This is a genomic window from Burkholderia sp. MSMB1498 (assembly GCF_001526245.1).
GTDB lineage: Bacteria > Pseudomonadota > Gammaproteobacteria > Burkholderiales > Burkholderiaceae > Burkholderia > Burkholderia savannae.
Genome location: NZ_LOYJ01000066.1, coordinates 43,464 through 61,521 on the forward strand (window position 1 = coordinate 43,464; position 18,058 = coordinate 61,521).

Consider the following 18,058-nt stretch of genomic DNA (forward strand, 5'->3'; position numbering starts at 1 on the left):
CTCCTTGCGTGGGTTAGCGCGCGGCGGGGGCGGCGGTCGCCGACGCGCTCGTCGCGGCGGACGTCGGCGCCGACGCGCCGGCGACGGCGGCGGTGAGGCCGCTCGCCGTTGCGGCGGCGGCTGTGGCCGATGCGCGAGAGGCGGCGGCAGCGCGGCCGCCGGCCGACGAAGCCGAAGCCGAAGCCGAAGCCGAAGCGCCGAAGCCCGCCGGGGCGTCGGCCGCGGCCGGCGCGCCGGACTTGGTCGAAGCGGATGCGTCGGCCGAAGCGGCGGGCGGGTTCGGCGCGCTCGCCCGCCGCGCATCGCCCGCCGGCGCGTCATGCGGCGCGTCGCCCGCGGTTTCGAGCCCGCCGCCGAGCGCGATCATCAGCGACGCGTGCGCGGCGAGCCGCGCGGCTTCGACGCGCGCCTGGTTCTCCTGCGCGGTCAGCAACTGGCTCTGCGCGAGCAGCACGTTCACGTAGTCGGTGAGCCCGCGGCTGAAGCCGGTATGCGACAGATCGTACGAGCGGCGCGTGAGCGCAACCGCGCGCGCGGCGTCCTTCTGTTGCGAGTCGAGCGAATGCAGCCGCACGACGTTGTCCGCGATGTCCTTCAGCGCGCCGACGATCGTCTGGTTGTATCGCTCGACGGCCTCGTCGTAGCCGGCCGATGCGACGCCCAGTTGCGCGCGCAGCCGGCCGCCTTCGAAGATCGGCAGCGTGAGCGCGGGGCCCGCCGACCAGCCGCCGTTCATCGCGCGCAGGAACGTCGCGAACGGCGCGCTGACCGCGAAGCCGCCGAGCGACGCGATCAGGTCGACGTTCGGATAGAACGCGGCCTTCGCGACGTCGATGCCGCGCGCCTGCGCGTCGACCGTCCAGCGTGCGGCGACGACGTCCGGCCGCCGGCCGATCAGCTCGGCGGGCAGCGCGGACGGCAGGCTCGCGTCGGCGTCGAGCGCGAGCTTCGGCCGCGCGAGCGGCGCGCCCGCGCCCGGCCCCTTGCCCGCGAGCGCGGCGAGCTGATGGCGGCCGAGCTGGATCGCTTCCTCGTACGAATCGATCTGCCGCGCATAATCGGGCAGCGGCGCCTCGGCCTGGCTCACTTCGAGCTGCGTGCCGATGCCCGCGCGAAGGCGCTTGCGCGCGAGTTCGGCGAGCTCGTTCTGGCGGTCGTAGGTCGCGTGCGCGATGTCGAGGAGCGCGTAATCCTTCGCGAAGTCGACGTACGCGCGCACGACGTTCGCTTCGAGCTCGAGCTGCGCCGCGCGCGCGTCGGCCGCGCTGGCGCGCGCCGTATCGAGCGCGCGCCGGGCGTTGTTCTTGTCCTTGCCCCACAGGTCGAGGTGGTACGACAGGCTCAGCGCGCCCGTGTTGTTCCAGGTGTCGGCGTTGGCGAGCGGGCCGGGGCCGTAGTAGACGTTGTCCGGCCAGTGCTGGCGCATCAGCGAGAGGCTGCCGTTCAACTGCGGGAGCTCCTCGGCGTGCGCGATGCGAGCGAGCGACTGCGCTTCGCGCACGCGCGCCTGCGCGGCCGCGAGCGACGGATTGCCGGCGAGCGACGCGGCGATCCACGCGTCGAGCTGCGGATCGCGATACGCGCGCCACCAGTCTGACGCGGGCCAGCCGGCGTCGCGGTCGGCTGCCGCGATCGCCGCGCCCGCATCGAGCGAGGCCGGGTCGATCTGCTTTGCTTGCGGTGCAACATCGCCCATGCTTGCACATCCGGCCATTATTAATGAGATTGCAAGAACCGCGAGTGCAAGCGTCCCTCTTGTTGCCGGAGACTGCACGATTTTCTCCCTTTCGGATAAAGATGAGTCGGATGCGATTATATTTTTTTGCGGATTGCCAAATAAACCGACAATGGTGCAACGCATTCTTACGGACATTGAGATAATATTGTTGAATATTTATGCAACAATCCTCCCGGATTCAATAGGGAATTAGCATGGATACGCTCCAAAACATGCGTGTGTTCGTCCGCGTGGTCGATGCGGGCAGCTTTACGGCGGCGGCGCAGCAGCTCAATTCGACGACCGCGTACGCGTCGCGAGCGGTGTCCGATCTCGAGGCGCACCTGCGCACGCGTCTGCTGAACCGCACGACGCGCCGCATCGCGCTCACCGAGGCAGGCGAGCGCTATCTGCAGCGCTGCGAGCAGATCCTCGCGTACGTCGAGCAGGCGGAGGCGGAGGCGAGCGACGCGCACGCGCGCCCGTCCGGCAAGCTGAAGGTGCACTGCATGACGAGCCTCGGCCAGCATTACACGGTGCCCGCGGTGTCGCGCTACCGGCAGCGCTACCCGGAAGTCCAGGTCGACCTGACGCTCGCGCAGCGGCTGCCGGACCTGCTCGACGAAGGGTTCGACGTGTCGCTCGTCGTCGGGCGCGAGCTGCCCGATTCGGGGCTCGTGTCGCAGCGGCTCGGCGAGACGTTCAGCGTCGTCTGCGCGTCGCGCGGCTACATCGAGCAGCACGGCGCGCCGCAGCGCCCGCACGATCTCGCGAATCACATATGCCTCGGGATGGTCGCGCCGGGCCTGTACTGGGACGAATGGAAGCTGGTGGGCCCGCACGGCGAGGAGAGCGTGACGCTCGCGCCGCCGCCGTTTCGCGTGAACGTCGCCGAGGCGCTCGCGGCCGGCATCCGCGAGGGCATGGGCATCGGCGTGCTGCCGCTCTATTCGGCGATCGCCGGCCTGCGCAACGGCGACTTCGTGCGCGTGATGCCCGAATACCGGTCGCACGCGATGAACATCTACGCGCTCTATGCGTCGCGCCAGTATCTCGACGCGAAGATCCGCACGTGGGTCGATTTTCTGCGCGACGAGCTGCCGTCGATCCTCGAGGCCGACGAAGCGGCGCTCGAGCGCTTCACCGTGCAGACCTGAGGCCGCGCGGCGGAATTGACGCATTTTGACGCTGTCGCAACACTTTCTTACGTTCACGCCGCGCCGGGTTTGCTACTGTCTTCTCATGTATTCGCTTAACGCAATCGACGGATCGGGGAGAAATCGATGAATACGCCTCTGCTGATGGGTTTCGGCGCGCTCGCGCTCTTCGGCGCGATCGGGATCGCGGCGTCGCGCGAGTTGCTGCGCGCGATCGACGCGCAAAAGCGCTGCGCTCCGGTTCCGGTGCGCGTGCGTTCGCATCGCCCACATCGGGACGGCCGCCGCACCGTCCTCTGAATGCCGCGGGCGCGGCGGTTCCTTCGCGCTTCTGCTTCTTCGTCTCGCGCTCGCGTCACGCGAGCGTGACGATCTTGCCCCATTCGAACGACGGATTTTCGCGCTCGCCGGTGCGCCGGCGAATGTAGCCGTGCGGATTGCAGACGACGCGCGTGCCTTCGGCCGTCGTGTAGTCGAACGACGTGTGCGTGTGCCCGTGAATCCATAGCGAGACGGGCGGCCGCACGAGCGCGCTCAAATCGCTGATGAAGCCGGCCGACGCGAGATCGTCGGCGTAGCGCGCGGCGAGGCTCGCGCGGTGCGGCGCGTGGTGCGTGACGACGATCGTTCGGCCCGCCCACGGCTTCGCGAGCTCGCGCTCGAGCCACGCACGGGCGGTGCGATGCAGCGCGAGGGCGTCGCGCGGCGCGAAATCGCGCGGGCTCGGCGCCGCCGCCGAGTCGGGCGCCTGCCCCGCGGGCGCACGCGAGGCGGCGGCGTGTCTCGCCTGCGCCGTTGCATCGGCGATATCGGCGGCTCCGTCGGCGGCTGCATCGGCCGCTTTGCCCGCGCCCGCGTCGCCCGGCCAATCCACCTGAATCAAGCCCTTGAAATCGAGCATCACGCGCTCGCACTCGGCGATCGACTGCGCGAGCGCAGCCTCGTCGCCGCCGAACAGCTCGAAATCGGTCCAGAGCGTCGTGCCGAGCACGCGAAAGCGTCCGGCCGGATCGACATACGCGGCGTTGTTCAGGTAGTGGACGTGGTCGAGCGTCGCGGCGGCGTCGCGCATCGCCGCTTCGAGCGCGCCGAACTCGCCGTCGTAATACTCGTGATTGCCGGGCACGTAGACGATGGGCACGTCGGGATCGAACGTCTGCGCCGCCCAGCGCAAGCCTTCCGCATGATTGTGAATGTCGCCCGCGAGCACGACGAGATCCGCGCGCGCGTACGGGATCGCGTCAGGCTCGTTGCATTCGAGATGCAGATCGGACAGCACGCGAATCTTCACGGACGGCTCCTTCGTGGCGCGGGTTGCGGCGTCAGTGCAGCACCTTGCCGGGGTTCATCAGGCCGAGCGGATCGAGCGCCGCCTTCAGCGCGCGCATGAGGCCGATCTCGACGGCGGACTTGTAGCGCTGCGCGTCGTCGATCTTCAATTGCCCGATGCCGTGCTCGGCGCTGATCGTGCCGCGGTGCTTGTGGACGTTGTCGTAGACGATCCGGTTGATGGGCGCCTGGTGCGCCGCGAGGAACGCCTTCGGATCGCCGCCTTCGGGCATCTGCACGTTGTAGTGCAGGTTGCCGTCGCCGAGGTGGCCGAACGTCACCATCCGCGCGCCGGGCGCGGCGGCCTGGATCGCCGCGTCGGTCTCGTCGATGAAGCGCGCGATCGAGGAGATCGGCACCGCGATGTCGTGCTTGATGTTGAGCCCTTCGTCCGCCTGCGCGAGCGGGATGTGTTCGCGCAGATCCCAGAGCGCGCGCGACTGCGCGAGATTCTCGGCGACGACCGCGTCGACGACGAGCCCCGCCTCGAACGCCTGTTCCATCATCGTCTCGAAGAGCGCGCGCGCGTGGGCCTCGCTTTCGTTGTCGGACAATTCGAGCAGCACGGTCTGCGGATGCGCCGCGTCGAACGGGTAGCGCAACTGCGGATAGTGCTTGCCGACGAGCTTCATGCAAAAATCCGACATCAGCTCGAAGCCCGTCAGCAGCGGGCCGGCCGCGCGCTGCGCGAGCGACAGGAAATCGAGCGCCGCGTGCGGCGATTCGAGCGCGGCGAGCGCCGTCACCTTCGCGGCGGGGCGCGGGTGCAGCTTCATCACCGCGGCCGTGATGATGCCGAGCGTGCCCTCGGCGCCGATGAAGAGATCGCGCAGATCGTAGCCGGTGTTGTCCTTGCGCAGCCCGCGCAGGCCGTCCCAGATCTCGCCTTGCGGCGTGACGACCTCGAGGCCGAGGCACAGCTCGCGTGCGTTGCCGTAACGCAGCACCGCGGTGCCGCCCGCGTTCGTCGCGAGATTGCCGCCGATCGTGCAGCTGCCTTCGGCGGCGAGGCTGAGCGCGAAAAGCCGGTCCGCTTCCTGCGCGCGCGCCTGCACATCGGCGAGGATCACGCCCGCTTCGACGGTGATCGTGTTGTTGTGCGCATCGAGCGCGCGCACGCGGTTCAGGCGCGCGAGGCTCAGCACCGCCTGCGCGCCGCTCGCGTCGGGCGTCGCGCCGCCCGCGAGGCCCGTGTTGCCGCCTTGTGGCACGAGCGCGACGCGATATTCGAGCGCGAGCTTCACGAGCGCCGCGACCTCTTCGGTGTTCGCGGGCCTGAGCACCGCGCAGGCGGCGCCCTGATAGCGGCGGCGCCAGTCGGTCACAAACGGGGCCGTGTCGTGGGGATCGGTCAGCACGTGGGCGGCGCCGATCGCTTGGCGGCACGCGTCGACGAAAGCGGGGGAGGAGGTCATGGCGTTCGTTCGGAGGTCAGGCAATCGAAAAAATCAGGAGCGGGGGCGGCCGGACGCGGGCGGACGGTCTTGCGCGCGCTTCGCCGTCTGCTTCGCCGTTTGCTTTGCCGCTTGCTTCGCCGCTTGCTTCGCGGCGCGCTTGAACGGCGCGACGTAGGCGAGCGCGGCGCCGAAGACGCCGAGCGCGAGCGCGGCCTCGAGCCAGCCGAGTCGCGCGGACAGCCCGCCGTCCGTCATGCCGCGCACGATGCCTTCTGCAAGATAAATCAAAATCAGCATCGACGCCCACTGCAGCGTGTAGACGCTGCGCCGCCACACGCCGGGCAGTGCCAGCGCGAGCGGCACGGCCTTCAGGATCAGCGCGGAGCCGCCCGGCCGCAGCGGCGCGAGCCAGGCTTCCCACGCAACGCAAAGCGCGATTAGCGCGACGAGGCCAAGCGCGGCCGCGCGTGCGGCGAGCGGCTTCGGGCAGGCGGGCGCGCTCATTCGGACGCGGCCGCGAGGCGCGACGCGGTGCGCGCGAGCCGCGCGCCGAGCGCGTGCGCGAGCGCCTTCTCGTCGGCGGAAATGCGCTCGTGCGCCGCGTCGGCGACGCGCGCGAAGTGCGACGCGCCGTAAGGCGTGCCGCCCGTCTGCGTGACGGACAACGCGGTTTCGGTGTAAGGAATTCCGACGATCAGCATGCCGTGGTGCAACAGCGGCAGCATCATCGACAGCAGCGTCGATTCCTGGCCGCCGTGCAGGCTGCCCGTCGACGTGAACACGCACGCCGGCTTGCCCGCGAGCGCGCCCGACAGCCATTGCGGCGTCGTGCCGTCGAGAAAATACTTGAGCGGCGCGGCCATGTTGCCGAAGCGGGTGGGCGAGCCGAGCGCGACGCCCGCGCATTCGTCGAGGTCGCGCGGCTCCGCGTACGGCGGGCCGTCGTCGGGGATGTCGGGCTGCGTCGCCTCGCAGACGGTCGACACGGCCGGCACCGTGCGGATGCGCGCCTGCATGCCGGGCACGCTGTCGATGCCCGCCGCGATCGCGAGCGCGAGTTCGCGCGTCGCGCCGTGGCGGCTGTAATAGAGCACGAGGATGTCTTTCATAGGCCTCTTGAGTGAGCGGCTATTATAGGGGCTGAAGCCGCCGCGAAGCGTCGCGGCTCGACCTGTCGCGCGGCGCGCGACATGCGCAGCAAAAGGAGAAAGCCGTTGCCGAAGTTGAGCGTCGATCTCGACACCATCAAGCGCCTCGCGCGCTTCGCCGCGAAGCGCAGCGCGGAGGACCGCATCCCGCAGGTCGCGGGCAGCCTCACGTTCACGACGATGCTCGCGCTCGTGCCGCTCGTGACGGTCGCCTTCGCGCTGTTCACCGCGTTCCCGATGTTCGCGTCGTTCCAGAATTCGCTGCAGGGCTTCCTCGCCGATCACCTGATGCCCGCGCAGTTCAACAGCCAGATATTCAAGTACCTGAACCAGTTCGCGTCGAAGGCGAAGGGGCTGACGACGGCGGGCCTCATCGTGCTCGTCTTCACCGCGGTGATGACGATGATGACGGTCGAATCCGCGTTCAACCTGATCTGGCGCGTGCGCAAGCCGCGGCCGTTCGCGCAGCGCGTGCTCGCGTACTGGGCGCTCATCACGCTCGGGCCGCTCCTGTTCGGCGTGAGCCTGTCGATGTCGTCGTATCTGTTCACGAAATCGCTCGCGTTCGCCGGGTCGACGAGCACGCCGCCGATCTTCGAATGGCTGCTGACGGCCGCGTCGCTGCCGCTCACGGTGCTCGCGTTCACGCTGCTCTACGTGTATCTGCCGAACTGCACGGTCGCCTGGCGCGACGCGGCGGTGGGCGGCGTGTGCGCGGCGATCGCGTTCGAGCTCGCGAAGCGCGGCTTCGGGTATTACGTGCGGCGCATTCCCACCTATACGGCGGTGTACGGCGCGTTCGCGACCGTGCCGATGTTCCTGCTGTGGATGTACCTGAGCTGGTTCGTCACGCTCGCGGGCGCGATGATCGCATCGGCGCTGCCGGCGATCCGGGTCGGGCAGTTCCACAGGATTCACTATCCGGGCAGCGATCTGCTCGACTCGCTCGAGCTGCTCGCGCGGCTCGCCGAGGCGCAGGACGCGGGCAAGCCGGGCTACACGGCCGCGCGGCTCGCGCTGATGGCGCGCTGCGACATGGAGACCGCGCAGCGGCTCCTGTCGACGCTCGAGGAGCGCGAATGGGTCGCGCGGCTGCAAAGCGGCGGCGACGCCGCGCCGCGCTACGTGATGCTCGCGAACCCGGAGCGCCTGACGATCGCGAATCTGTTCGACGTGCTCGTGATCGACCGGACGGAGCTCGTCTACCAGGCGCAGCGCGGCAAGACTGAGGTGGACTGCGGGGCGCTGCTCGACGCGTTCGCGAGCGAGAAGCTCGAGCTGTCGCTCGCGGAGCTGATCGCGCGCCGCAAGGCGGGCGCGCCGCGCGGCGCGCAGGACGCGGGGCGGCCGACGTCGGCGCTGCCGCCGCGCACTGCCTGACGCGAGAACGAAGCCGACGAAGCAAGCCGACGAGCCGACGAGCCGACGAGCCCGTGTCATCACGGTGTCACGTTGACGAGAAGGCGCCGCCGGGAAGCCCGAGCGGGCGGCGTATGGATGCGATGCGCGGGCCCGCGCAGGCGTTGGTCGCGCGTCGCGCGATTGCGGTTCCGGCCCGGTTCGCCGGCAATCCGTCCGAGCGGGTCAGATCGAAATCTTGCCGGTGCAGATGTCCTTGAACATCACCCAGTCGCCCATGAAGCTGTAGATCGGGTGCCGGAACGTCGCGGGGCGGTTCTTTTCGAAGAAGAAGTGCCCGATCCACGCGAATCCGTAGCCGCAGACGACGGCGGCGGGCAGCCACCACCAGAGGCCCGTGGCGAGCGCCATCGCGACGCAGCCGATCACGCCGAGCGAGCCGATGAAGTGCAGCCGCCGCGACACCAGGTTGCGGTGCTCGTCGAGATAGAACGGATAAAACTCGGCGAAACTGGAGAAATGCTCGGTGTGCGCGGAATGTGCCATGACAGTCTCCTCGAGCGCCGGCGGCGGCCGCGCGGCGCGTCATCGCTTCCATTGTGCGGCGGGGCGCCGCCCGCCGCAACCGGGGCGGGCGCCCGCCGCCGCGCGCTTTCCTTTTGCGGGGCTTTCCGTTAGGATCGAAAGCCGATTATGCACGAGTTGCAACAGGGGACAACGATGCGCGTCAGCGATATTCTGAAAGTCAAGGGCAATACGCTGTTTACCGTGACGCCCGACATGCCGCTGCGTAATGCGGTCGACACGATGGCGGAACACGACATCGGCTCGCTCGTCGTGATGGAGTACGGCGATCTCGTCGGGATTCTGACGTTCCGCGAGATCATCCTGCGCCTGAAGGCGAACGGCGGCAGCATCGGCGAGGTGCTCGTGCGCACCGTGATGGACGAGCCGCTCACGTGCACGCCGGAAACCGACATCGACGAAGTGCGCCGGATGATGCTCGAGCGGCACGCGCGCTACATGCCGGTGCTCGACAAGAAGGTGCTGATGGGCGTGATCTCGTTCTACGACGTCGCGAAGACGGTCGTCGAGGCGCAGAGCTTCGAGAACCGGATGCTGAAGGCGTATATCCGCGACTGGCCGGAACCCGACAGCGAAGAGCGCAAGCCGCTCGCGAGCTAAAGGCCGCGCGCGGCCGCGCGTGCAGGCCGCCGGGCGGGCGGCCGTCCCGGCGATCTTCGTCATTTCTTCTTTCGCCTGCGTGTGCGATCGTGCCGACGCGACGCGCGGGCGCCCTCACGCATGAGCGATCCTTCCCTCACTTCGACCGCGCGGCGCGAGAAGCGCCACGCCCATCCGTCGCAGTTCGACCTGTTGCGCGAGCGCCGCTTCGCGCCGTTCTTCGCGACGCAGTTCATGGGCGCGCTGAACGACAACGTTTTCAAGATCGGCTTCACGTCGCTCGTCACCTACCAGGCGGCGAAATTCAGCGGCGTCGATCCGAAGACGGCCGCGTTCCTGATCTCGGCGATCTTCATTCTGCCGTTCGTGCTGTTCTCGGCGACGGCGGGACAGCTCGCCGACAAGTACGACAAGGCGCGCCTCACGCGCTTCGTGAAGAGCTTCGAGATCGTGCTGATGACCATCGGCGCGGCGGGTTTCGTCACGCACGGCGCGCCGCTGCTGTATCTGTGCACGTTCATGATGGGCATGCACTCGACGCTCTTCGGGCCCGTCAAGTATTCGTACCTGCCGCAGCATCTGAACGATCACGAGCTCGTCGGCGGCAACGGGCTCGTCGAGATGGGCACGTTCGTCGCGATCCTGATCGGCACGATCATCGGCGGCGCGGCGGCGGGCATTTCGGGACGCGGCGAGCTGCTGCTCGCCGTCTGCTGCGTCGGCATCGCGCTCGTCGGGCGCGTCGCGGCGGCGGGCGTGCCGGCGACGCCCGCGCCGCAGCCGAATCTCGCGATCAACTGGAACCCGTTCTCGGAGACATGGCGCAACCTGAAGCTCGCGCGCGAGAACCGGACGGTGTTCCTGAGCCTGCTCGGCATTTCGTGGCTGTGGTTCGTCGGCGCGACGTTCCTCACGTCGTTTTTCGGCTTCGCGAAGGACGTGCTGTCGGCGAATCCGGACGTCGTCACCGTGCTGCTCGCGACGTTCTCGTTCGGCATCGGCCTCGGCTCGCTGCTGTGCGAGCGGCTGTCGCGGCGGCGCGTCGAGATCGGGCTCGTGCCGCTCGGCTCGCTCGGCATCAGCGCGTTCGCGATCGAGCTGTACTTCGCGAGCCACGCGCTTCCGGCGCAGACGCATCTGCTTGCCGTGGGCGAGTTTCTCGGCCACGCGGCGCACTGGCGGATACTCGCCGACCTGTTCCTGCTCGCGATGTTCGGCGGCTTCTACAGCGTGCCGCTCTACGCGCTGATCCAGAGCCGCAGCGCGCCGACGCACCGCGCGCGGATCATCGCCGCGAACAACATCCTGAACGCGCTCTTCATGATCGTGTCGGCGCTGATGGCGATGCTGCTCACGAAGGCGGGCGTCAGCATTCCGGGGATCTTCCTCGTGACCGCGCTGCTGAACGTCGTCGTCGCGTCGTACATCTATTCGCTCGTGCCGGAGTTCCTGCTGCGCTTCGTCGCGTGGGCGCTCGTGCACACGTTCTACCGGATTCGCCTCGTGCACGCGGAGCGGATTCCCGACGAAGGCGCGGCGCTCCTCGTCTGCAATCACGTGAGCTACGTCGACGCGCTCGTGCTCGCGGCGGCGAGCCCGCGGCCGATTCGCTTCGTGATGGACCACCGGATCTTCAACGCGCGTTTCGCGAACTGGGCGTTCCGCCATGCGAAGGCGATCCCGATCGCGCCGCGCCACGAAGACCCCGAGATGCTCGCGCGCGCGTACGACGCGTGCGAGGCCGCGCTGCGCGAAGGGGAGCTCGTCTGCGTGTTCCCGGAAGGCAAGCTGACGAAGACGGGCGACGTCAACGGGTTCCACCACGGCGTCACCGAAATCCTGACGCGCACGAGCGTGCCCGTCGTGCCGATGGCGCTGCGCGGGCTGTGGGGCAGCGTGTTCTCGCGGCACGAGGATGCGCGCTGGCCGCGGCCGGTGAAGCGCGGGGTGACGAGCCGTCTCACGCTCGCGGTCGGCGAGCCGATCCCGGCCGTGGCGGCGACGCCGGAGGCGCTGCAGGCCGCCGTGACGGAGCTGCGCGGCGCGCGGAAGTAGGCGGCGCGAGCGGGGCGGGTGGGGCGAGTCGGGCGAGCTGGACGGCCGCCAGCGGGTGAGGCCGTCTGCGTCGGGCGGCGCTCGACGCGGGGCGGCGCGCGCCGATCGTGACTTCAAGCGCGGGTCGCGCAGCCCGCTCGCCCATCGGCGGTCCGTCGGCGTGGCTCGCGCTCGCCGATTGTCCCGCACGCCGCTTTCCCGCCGTTCGCGTCGAAGCGGATCGCGACGGCACCGGCCGCCGCCCCCGGCATGCGCCGCCCACCGCACGGCGTCGCGCCATATCGCACGACATCGCCCGATCACGCGCCATATCGCCGCACCGCTCAAAACGGGCTGGCATAATATCGGTTTCCTCGACTGACTTTTTCTTGGACGGTCCTATGTCCGGCAACACCCTCGGCACGCTTTTCACTGTCACGACCTTCGGCGAGTCGCACGGCCCCGCGATCGGCTGCGTGATCGATGGCTGCCCGCCGGGCATGGCGCTCACGGAAGCCGACGTCCAGCTCGAGCTCGACCGCCGCAAGCCCGGCACGTCGCGCCACGTCACGCAGCGCCAGGAGCCCGACCAGGTCGAGATCCTGTCCGGCGTGTTCGAAGGCGTGACGACGGGCGCGCCGATCGCGCTCCTGATCCGCAACACCGACCAGCGCAGCAAGGACTACGGCAACATCGCCGACACGTTCCGCCCGGGCCATGCCGACTACACGTACTGGCAGAAGTACGGCGTGCGAGACTATCGCGGCGGCGGCCGGTCGTCGGCGCGGCTGACGGCGCCCGTCGTCGGCGCGGGCGCGATCGCGAAGAAGTGGCTGCGCGAGCGCTTCGGCGTCGAGGTGCGCGGCTACATGAGCGCGCTCGGCGAGATCGAGATCCCGTTCGTCGACTGGTCGCACGTGCGCGAGAATCCGTTCTTCGCGCCGAACGCCGACATCGTCCCGCAGCTCGAAGGCTACATGGATGCGCTGCGCAAGGACGGCGATTCGATCGGCGCGCGGATCGACGTCGTCGCGTCGGGCGTGCCGGCCGGCTGGGGCGAGCCGCTCTTCGACCGCCTCGACGCGGACATCGCGCACGCGATGATGGGGATCAACGCGGTGAAGGGCGTCGAGATCGGCGCGGGCTTCGCGAGCGTCGCGCAGCGCGGCTCCGTGCACGGCGACGAGCTGACGCCGGACGGCTTCGTCGGCAATCACGCGGGCGGCGTGCTCGGCGGCATCTCGACGGGGCAGGACATCACGGTGTCGATCGCGATCAAGCCGACGTCGAGCATCCGCACGCCGCGCCGCTCGATCACGAAGGCGGGCGAGCCCGCCGTCGTCGAGACGTTCGGCCGCCACGATCCGTGCGTCGGAATTCGCGCGACGCCGATCGCCGAATCGATGCTCGCGCTCGTGCTGATCGATCACGCGCTGCGCCATCGCGCGCAGTGCGGCGACGTGTCGACCGCGACGCCGAGGATCGCTGCGAGCGCGCCGGAAGCGAAGTGATCATCGCCCGATAACGGTGCGTTTCGTGCCGCTATCGGGCGCGTGCCGGTGCGCCGCGGGCAGCGACCACGAAACGATAGAACGACAACGGGCGCCGAGGCGCCCGTTTCGCTTTGCCGCATTCGCCGCGCGATGCGACCGACTCGCCCGCGCGACGCGCGGGCGCGCGCTCACATGTTCGGATAGTTCGGCCCGCCGCCGCCTTCCGGCGTGACCCACACGATGTTCTGCGTCGGGTCCTTGATGTCGCAGGTCTTGCAGTGCACGCAGTTCTGCGCATTGATCACGAGGCGGTCGCTGCCGTCGTCGTTCTTCACGAACTCGTAGACGGCGGCCGGGCAGAAGCGCGCTTCCGGCCCCGCATACGTGCGCAGATTGACGCTCACCGGCACGCTCGCGTCCTTCAGCGTCAGGTGCGCCGGCTGGTTCTCCTCGTGATTCGTGTTCGAGATGAACACCGACGACAGGCGATCGAACGTCAGCTTGCCGTCCGGCTTCGGATAGTCGATCGGCTGGCACTGCGACGCGGGCTTCAGCATCTCGTGGTCGCCGTGCTGGTGATGCAGCGTCCACGGCACGTTGCCGTTCATCAGCTTCTGCTCGACGCCGACCATCAGCGTGCCCAGATACAGGCCCTTGCTCATCCACTGCTTGAAGTTGCGCGCGCGGTAGAGCTCCGTGTACAGCCACGACGTCTTGAACGCGTCCGGGTACGCGGTCAGCTCGTCGGCCTGGCGGCCCGCCTGCACCGCGTCGAACGCGGCTTCGGCGGCGAGCATGCCGGTCTTGATCGCCGCGTGGCTGCCCTTGATTCGCGACGCGTTCAAAAAGCCCGCGTCGTCGCCGACGAGCGCGCCGCCCGGGAACACCGTCTTCGGCAGCGACGTCAGGCCGCCCGCCGTGATCGCGCGCGCGCCGTACGACACGCGCTTGCCGCCTTCGAGGAACGGCCGGATCGACGGATGCGTCTTGTAGCGCTGGAACTCCTCGAACGGCGACAGATACGGGTTCGAGTACGCGAGCCCGATGACGAAGCCGACGACGACCTGGTTGTTGTCCATGTGATACAGGAACGAGCCGCCGTACGTGTCCGACGACAACGGCCAGCCGGCCGTGTGGATCACGAGGCCCGGCTTGTGCTTGACGGGATCGATCTCCCACAGCTCCTTGATGCCGATGCCGTACGCCTGCGGATCGCTGTTCGCGTTCAGCTTGAACCGGTCCATCAGCTGGCGGCCGAGGTGGCCGCGCGCGCCTTCGCAGAAGAGCGTGTACTTCGCGTGCAGCTCCATGCCGAGCTGGAAATTCTCGGTCGGCTCGCCATCCTTGCCGACGCCCATGTTGCCGGTGGCGACGCCCTTGACCGAGCCGTCGGCGTTGTAGAGGATCTCGGCGGCCGGAAAGCCCGGGAAGATCTCGACGCCGAGCCCCTCGGCCATTGTCCCGAGCCAGCGCGTGACGTTGCCGAGGCTGATCACGTAATTGCCGTGGTTCTTGAAGTTGTCCGGAAGCGCCCAGTTCGGCACCTGGAACGCGCTCTTCTCGGTCAGGAACAGGAAGCGGTCTTCGGTGACGTCGACGGTGAGCGGCGCGCCTTTTTCCTTCCAGTCGGGGAACAGTTCAGTGATCGCGCGCGGGTCCATCACGGCGCCCGACAGGATGTGCGCGCCGATCTCGGAGCCCTTTTCGAGCACGCAGACGCCGATCTCCGTGCCTTTCTCGGCGGCGAGCTGCTTGAGCCGGATGGCCGCCGACAGGCCTGCGGGGCCGCCGCCGACGATCACGACGTCGTATTCCATCGATTCGCGCGGGCCGTATTGCTCGATGAGGCTTGCGGGGGTCATGAACGCTCCTCTAACCATTAGAATGCTTTTATTCGGGACCGTATTGTCGGCGAAATAAAACGCTTGCCGCAACAGCGGAATCCTAGATTAGCACGATCGTTCTATTTTATGGGTTGGGTCGTGCACGAGAACGTCGCATACTGGTGCGGCATGATGTCATCGGAACGAAGAGGAGTCGGCATGGGCCGTTCGATCAATCTGGAAGGCAAGGTCGCGTTCATCACGGGCGCGTCGAGCGGTCTCGGGCAGCGCTTCGCGCAGGTGCTGTCGCAGGCGGGCGCGAAGGTCGTGCTCGCGAGCCGGCGCGTCGAGCGCCTGAAGGAGCTGCGCGCGGAGATCGAGGCGGCGGGCGGCGCCGCGCACGTGGTGTCGCTCGACGTCACCGATTATCAAAGCATCAAGGCGGCCGTCGCGCACGCTGAAACGGAAGCGGGCACGATCGACATTCTGGTCAACAATTCGGGCGTGTCGACGATGCAAAAGCTCGTCGACGTGACGCCGGCCGATTTCGAGTATGTATTCGATACGAACACGCGCGGCGCGTTCTTCGTCGCGCAGGAAGTCGCGAAGCGGATGATGATGCGCGCGGGCAGCGGCAGCGCGAAGCCGGCGTGCCGGATCATCAACATCGCGTCGGTCGCGGGGCTGCGGCCGTTCTCGCAGATCGGCCTGTATGCGATGAGCAAGGCGGCCGTCGTCCACATGACGCGTGCGATGGCGCTCGAATGGGGCCGCCACGGGATCAACGTGAACGCGATCTGCCCGGGCTACATCGACACCGAGATCAATCACTATCTGTGGGAAACCGAGCAGGGGCAGAAGCTGCAGGCGATGCTGCCGCGCCGCCGGGTCGGCAAGCCGCAGGATCTCGACGGGCTGTTGCTCCTCCTCGCCGCCGACGAGTCGCAGTTCATCAACGGCTCGATCGTGTCGGCCGACGATGGCCTCGGGCTCGCGTGAGCGGCCGCGCCGAACGGTTTCACCTTGCAGAAAAGAAGAGTGCGATGAGCGATTACACCCCTGTTTTCGAAATGTCGATGCCGATCCGCTGGGGCGACATGGACGCGTTCGGTCACGTGAACAACACGGTCTACTTCCGCTACATGGAGGAGGCGCGCGTCACGTGGTTCGGCAAGCTCGGCATCGCGGGCGGCAACGGCGAGGGGCAGGGGCCCGTCGTCGTCAATGCGTCGATGGAGTTTCTCAGGCAACTGCATTATCCGGGCGACGTGATCGCGCGCCTGTCGGCGGCCAAGCCCGGCCGCAGCAGCTTCGACACCGCGTTCGAACTGACCCGCTCGGACGGCCCCGAGCACGTGTACGCGCGCGGCGCTGCGCGTTGCGTGTGGGTCGACTACGCGCTCGGCAAGTCGGTGCCGCTGCCGGATATGCTGCGCAACACGATCGAAAGCGCGCTGCAGACGAAGATCGCGTAAGCGCGGCGGCGCGCCGGCGTACGCCGTGGCCTCGTCGCGCCGCACGCCGGCGCGCCGTTTCTCTTGCTGCCTCGAGCGCTGCAAATCGCGCGTGCCCCGGCGGTCACGCGTTCGGGGGCGCGGCGGCCGAGCTGATTTCGAGGCGAAGCAGCGGGACGTTCCCGCGCCCACGAAGCGCGGCGGCTGCGGTACGCGGTGCCGCGCGCGGCTTTCCGTCGGATCGCCCGCTTTCCCGATGCGTCACCAGCCCGGGCCGACCGGCGCGTAGCCCGGGGTCTGATTGGCCGCCGCCGCGGCGGCGGCGCCGAAGTTGGGCCAGGCCGGATAGTACTGCCCAGACACGGCCTGATACGTGCCCGCGATCTTGGGCGCGCCGGCCGTTCCGCTCGATCCCGTCGAACCGGTGATCGTCACCAGGCCGAAATACGGCTCGTAGATGTTCGCGCTGTATGGCGACGCCAGCGTCATGTCCGAGTAGCAATACGCGTAAACCGGGCCAAACCGGCCGTAAGGCTGGTTGGCGATCCATGCCATTAGCGCCCGGTACTCGCGCGCCTGGTTCGCTTGCGTCAGGTACGAGGGCGCCAGCGTCTGAAAATCGGCGTTCGTGTACTGCTGTGCGCTACCGCCCAGCTGGCCCGTGAAATTGGCGGCGCCATCCGACGCAGTCGTTGCGACCCCGAATTCCGTGATCACGATGGGCTTGGCCCCGTCGCCGTTCGCGTTCATCAGGTCGCGCAGGCTCGTCCCCGTGTAACTGGCGAACGTCTTGCCGGTAGGGGACGGCCAGCCGTAGGAGGGCGACGAGAACGTGTGCCACATGATGTTGAACGGATTCGAGTAATCCGGATAGACGGAGTTGACGGTCGTGCTCGGGCACTGATCGGGGGGCGATTGCCAATCGTCGCTGTGGCAGTGCGGATGGTGCGCGAGCCCGTCGAAATATCCCTTCGCGCCGTTCGCGTACATCACGGCAAGCCAGTCGCGGGGCTCCCATTGCGTCGGCGCGGGGTAGCGGGAATCCGCCGAATTCACGAGGCCCGCCACGCCGCTCGACGGAAGCGCGCCCGTGCCGTTGTTCGGCGACGTGAGGCATCCCGAGCTGCCGCCCGCATAGACGGACGCCGACGGATTGGCTTGCTTGATCGCCGAATACGCGCTCTTCAGGAGCTGGGTATAGAGGACCGGATCGTGCGGGATGAAGTTGGGCCCGCAATTCGGCTCGTTCCAGATTTCCCACGCGTCGATTTTCCCGCCGTAGCTGTCGCTGCTGTAGTGTTTGGCGGCCGCGCGCGCGAAGTTGGTGTACGACGTGGGATTCGGCGCGCACAGCGCATAGGCGCCGTTACTCGACAGGCGGTAGTTGCTCGGACATTGCGAGCCCACCGCCCAGCGCGGCGTCAACGTGATCACGCCGAGAATTCGCATTCCGTAATTTCTGGCGGCCCGAACGACGATGTCCGTCGCGCCCCAGGTCAGGCCGCTGCTGACGCCGGGATTGGGATCGCTGGTAAAGATCCATGTCGACGCCGGCTGGATTTCCGACCAATTGAGGTGAATGCGCAGCCAGCGCACGTTCATCGCGGCGACGCCCGCCATATAGTTATTGATTGCCTGTGCAGGATTATTGGGATTCTGATTGATAATGTCGAGAATTTCTCCGCCGAGATCGATTCCCGTTACCGGCGTATTGGTTTGAGAAAATGCCGCCTGGCATCCAATTACGTTAATCATGAAAATGAAAAATAAATCTCTTGCTCTCGAGATAATCATTAATTCACCTGGCCTTTTGGATTGGCGTAGTTGATTCGGGATTGGGTTTGTTCGATCGATGCGAGAGTCCGGCGCAGCGTGCTACCAGGTGACGCGAGTCCGTTCCGGGGCCGCCGGGCCGCGTTGCGTTCCGCTGCCCGCGATGCCCGGCGCGGCACGCCGACGGCA

The 18,058-nt window shown here is 68.0% G+C and carries 16 protein-coding genes; 8 read left to right on the forward strand and 8 right to left on the reverse strand.

Going from position 1 to position 18,058, the window contains the following annotated elements; genetic code table 11:
• Positions 1–13 precede the first annotated feature (13 nt).
• Positions 14–1,714, reverse strand: coding sequence for an efflux transporter outer membrane subunit (locus WS91_RS12440; RefSeq protein WP_059670356.1), 1,701 nt, complete (start codon positions 1,712–1,714; stop codon positions 14–16).
• Between the two features lie 218 nt (positions 1,715–1,932).
• On the opposite strand from WS91_RS12440, the gene WS91_RS12445 reads away from it, so the two are divergent.
• Together WS91_RS12445 and WS91_RS36800 are read left to right on the forward strand one after the other, a co-directional pair.
• Positions 1,933–2,874, forward strand: coding sequence for a LysR family transcriptional regulator (locus tag WS91_RS12445; protein ID WP_038751275.1), 942 nt, complete (start codon positions 1,933–1,935; stop codon positions 2,872–2,874).
• Positions 2,875–3,000: 126 nt separating this feature from the next.
• Positions 3,001–3,174 (forward strand): hypothetical protein, encoded by a 174-nt coding sequence (locus WS91_RS36800; RefSeq protein ID WP_038751273.1) that lies wholly within the window; start codon positions 3,001–3,003, stop codon positions 3,172–3,174.
• Positions 3,175–3,229: 55 nt separating this feature from the next.
• On the opposite strand, the gene WS91_RS12450 is transcribed toward WS91_RS36800, so the two are convergent.
• The 4 genes from WS91_RS12450 to wrbA are packed head-to-tail and all read right to left on the reverse strand — an operon-like array spanning position 3,230 to position 6,709.
• Positions 3,230–4,165: a metallophosphoesterase gene (locus WS91_RS12450; protein ID WP_059670357.1), complete on the reverse strand. Its 936-nt coding sequence runs from the start codon at positions 4,163–4,165 to the stop codon at positions 3,230–3,232.
• A gap of 31 nt (positions 4,166–4,196) precedes the next feature.
• Positions 4,197–5,618 (reverse strand): FAD-binding oxidoreductase, encoded by a 1,422-nt coding sequence (locus WS91_RS12455; protein ID WP_038751269.1) that lies wholly within the window; start codon positions 5,616–5,618, stop codon positions 4,197–4,199.
• Between the two features lie 33 nt (positions 5,619–5,651).
• A complete protein-coding gene (locus tag WS91_RS12460) occupies positions 5,652–6,104 on the reverse strand; it encodes a DUF2069 domain-containing protein (RefSeq protein ID WP_059583116.1) in 453 nt (150 codons plus the stop codon).
• Positions 6,101–6,709, reverse strand: a complete 609-nt coding sequence (gene wrbA / locus WS91_RS12465) for an NAD(P)H:quinone oxidoreductase (protein ID WP_038751265.1) — start codon at positions 6,707–6,709, stop codon at positions 6,101–6,103. Before wrbA ends, WS91_RS12460 begins: the two co-directional genes overlap by 4 nt.
• 105 nt (positions 6,710–6,814) lie before the next feature.
• On the opposite strand from wrbA, the gene WS91_RS12470 reads away from it, so the two are divergent.
• Positions 6,815–8,128 carry a YihY family inner membrane protein gene (locus WS91_RS12470; RefSeq protein WP_059583119.1) on the forward strand — a complete coding sequence of 438 codons (1,314 nt, stop codon included), beginning with the start codon at positions 6,815–6,817 and terminating at the stop codon, positions 8,126–8,128.
• Between the two features lie 204 nt (positions 8,129–8,332).
• Here WS91_RS12470 and WS91_RS12475 read toward each other — a convergent pair whose 3' ends face one another.
• Complete coding sequence (locus tag WS91_RS12475) at positions 8,333–8,653, reverse strand: Mpo1-like protein (RefSeq protein ID WP_038751261.1); 321 nt, start codon at positions 8,651–8,653, stop codon at positions 8,333–8,335.
• A 174-nt stretch (positions 8,654–8,827) separates the two neighbouring features.
• Here WS91_RS12475 and WS91_RS12480 point away from each other — a divergent pair, with 174 nt between their 5' ends.
• The 3 genes from WS91_RS12480 to aroC all read left to right on the forward strand — a co-directional run bounded on the left by WS91_RS12480 (position 8,828) and on the right by aroC (position 12,837).
• On the forward strand, positions 8,828–9,292 hold the full coding sequence (locus WS91_RS12480; RefSeq protein ID WP_038751422.1) for a CBS domain-containing protein: 465 nt from the start codon (positions 8,828–8,830) through the stop codon (positions 9,290–9,292).
• Between the two features lie 120 nt (positions 9,293–9,412).
• A complete protein-coding gene (locus WS91_RS12485) occupies positions 9,413–11,347 on the forward strand; it encodes an MFS transporter (protein WP_059670358.1) in 1,935 nt (644 codons plus the stop codon).
• Between the two features lie 380 nt (positions 11,348–11,727).
• Positions 11,728–12,837, forward strand: a complete 1,110-nt coding sequence (aroC, locus tag WS91_RS12490; protein WP_059670359.1) for a chorismate synthase — start codon at positions 11,728–11,730, stop codon at positions 12,835–12,837.
• A 170-nt stretch (positions 12,838–13,007) separates the two neighbouring features.
• Here aroC and WS91_RS12495 read toward each other — a convergent pair whose 3' ends face one another.
• Entirely contained in the window at positions 13,008–14,681 is a 1,674-nt protein-coding gene (locus WS91_RS12495) for an electron transfer flavoprotein-ubiquinone oxidoreductase (RefSeq protein ID WP_059583127.1), read from the reverse strand.
• Positions 14,682–14,861: 180 nt separating this feature from the next.
• Here WS91_RS12495 and WS91_RS12500 point away from each other — a divergent pair, with 180 nt between their 5' ends.
• Entirely contained in the window at positions 14,862–15,641 is a 780-nt protein-coding gene (locus WS91_RS12500) for an SDR family oxidoreductase (RefSeq protein ID WP_038751253.1), read from the forward strand.
• 44 nt (positions 15,642–15,685) lie between these two features.
• Positions 15,686–16,117, forward strand: a complete 432-nt coding sequence (locus WS91_RS12505) for an acyl-CoA thioesterase (RefSeq protein WP_038751251.1) — start codon at positions 15,686–15,688, stop codon at positions 16,115–16,117.
• A gap of 240 nt (positions 16,118–16,357) precedes the next feature.
• Here WS91_RS12505 and WS91_RS12510 read toward each other — a convergent pair whose 3' ends face one another.
• Positions 16,358–17,890 carry a cellulase family glycosylhydrolase gene (locus WS91_RS12510; RefSeq protein WP_059583130.1) on the reverse strand — a complete coding sequence of 511 codons (1,533 nt, stop codon included), beginning with the start codon at positions 17,888–17,890 and terminating at the stop codon, positions 16,358–16,360.
• Positions 17,891–18,058: the final 168 nt, after the last annotated feature.

Bases quoted from the DNA above. Each gene is read 5' to 3' on its own strand.
- WS91_RS12480 (WP_038751422.1), top strand. From the start codon at position 8,828: ATGCGCGTCAGCGATATTCTGAAAGTCAAGGGCAATACGCTGTTTACC.
- wrbA (WP_038751265.1), bottom strand. From the start codon at position 6,709: ATGAAAGACATCCTCGTGCTCTATTACAGCCGCCACGGCGCGACGCGC.
- WS91_RS12495 (WP_059583127.1), bottom strand. From the start codon at position 14,681: ATGACCCCCGCAAGCCTCATCGAGCAATACGGCCCGCGCGAATCGATG.
- WS91_RS12455 (WP_038751269.1), bottom strand. From the start codon at position 5,618: ATGACCTCCTCCCCCGCTTTCGTCGACGCGTGCCGCCAAGCGATCGGC.
- WS91_RS12440 (WP_059670356.1), bottom strand. From the start codon at position 1,714: ATGGCCGGATGTGCAAGCATGGGCGATGTTGCACCGCAAGCAAAGCAG.
- WS91_RS12460 (WP_059583116.1), bottom strand. From the start codon at position 6,104: ATGAGCGCGCCCGCCTGCCCGAAGCCGCTCGCCGCACGCGCGGCCGCG.
- WS91_RS12445 (WP_038751275.1), top strand. From the start codon at position 1,933: ATGGATACGCTCCAAAACATGCGTGTGTTCGTCCGCGTGGTCGATGCG.
- WS91_RS12510 (WP_059583130.1), bottom strand. From the start codon at position 17,890: ATGATTATCTCGAGAGCAAGAGATTTATTTTTCATTTTCATGATTAAC.
- WS91_RS36800 (WP_038751273.1), top strand. From the start codon at position 3,001: ATGAATACGCCTCTGCTGATGGGTTTCGGCGCGCTCGCGCTCTTCGGC.
- aroC (WP_059670359.1), top strand. From the start codon at position 11,728: ATGTCCGGCAACACCCTCGGCACGCTTTTCACTGTCACGACCTTCGGC.
- WS91_RS12485 (WP_059670358.1), top strand. From the start codon at position 9,413: ATGAGCGATCCTTCCCTCACTTCGACCGCGCGGCGCGAGAAGCGCCAC.
- WS91_RS12505 (WP_038751251.1), top strand. From the start codon at position 15,686: ATGAGCGATTACACCCCTGTTTTCGAAATGTCGATGCCGATCCGCTGG.
- WS91_RS12475 (WP_038751261.1), bottom strand. From the start codon at position 8,653: ATGGCACATTCCGCGCACACCGAGCATTTCTCCAGTTTCGCCGAGTTT.
- WS91_RS12500 (WP_038751253.1), top strand. From the start codon at position 14,862: ATGGGCCGTTCGATCAATCTGGAAGGCAAGGTCGCGTTCATCACGGGC.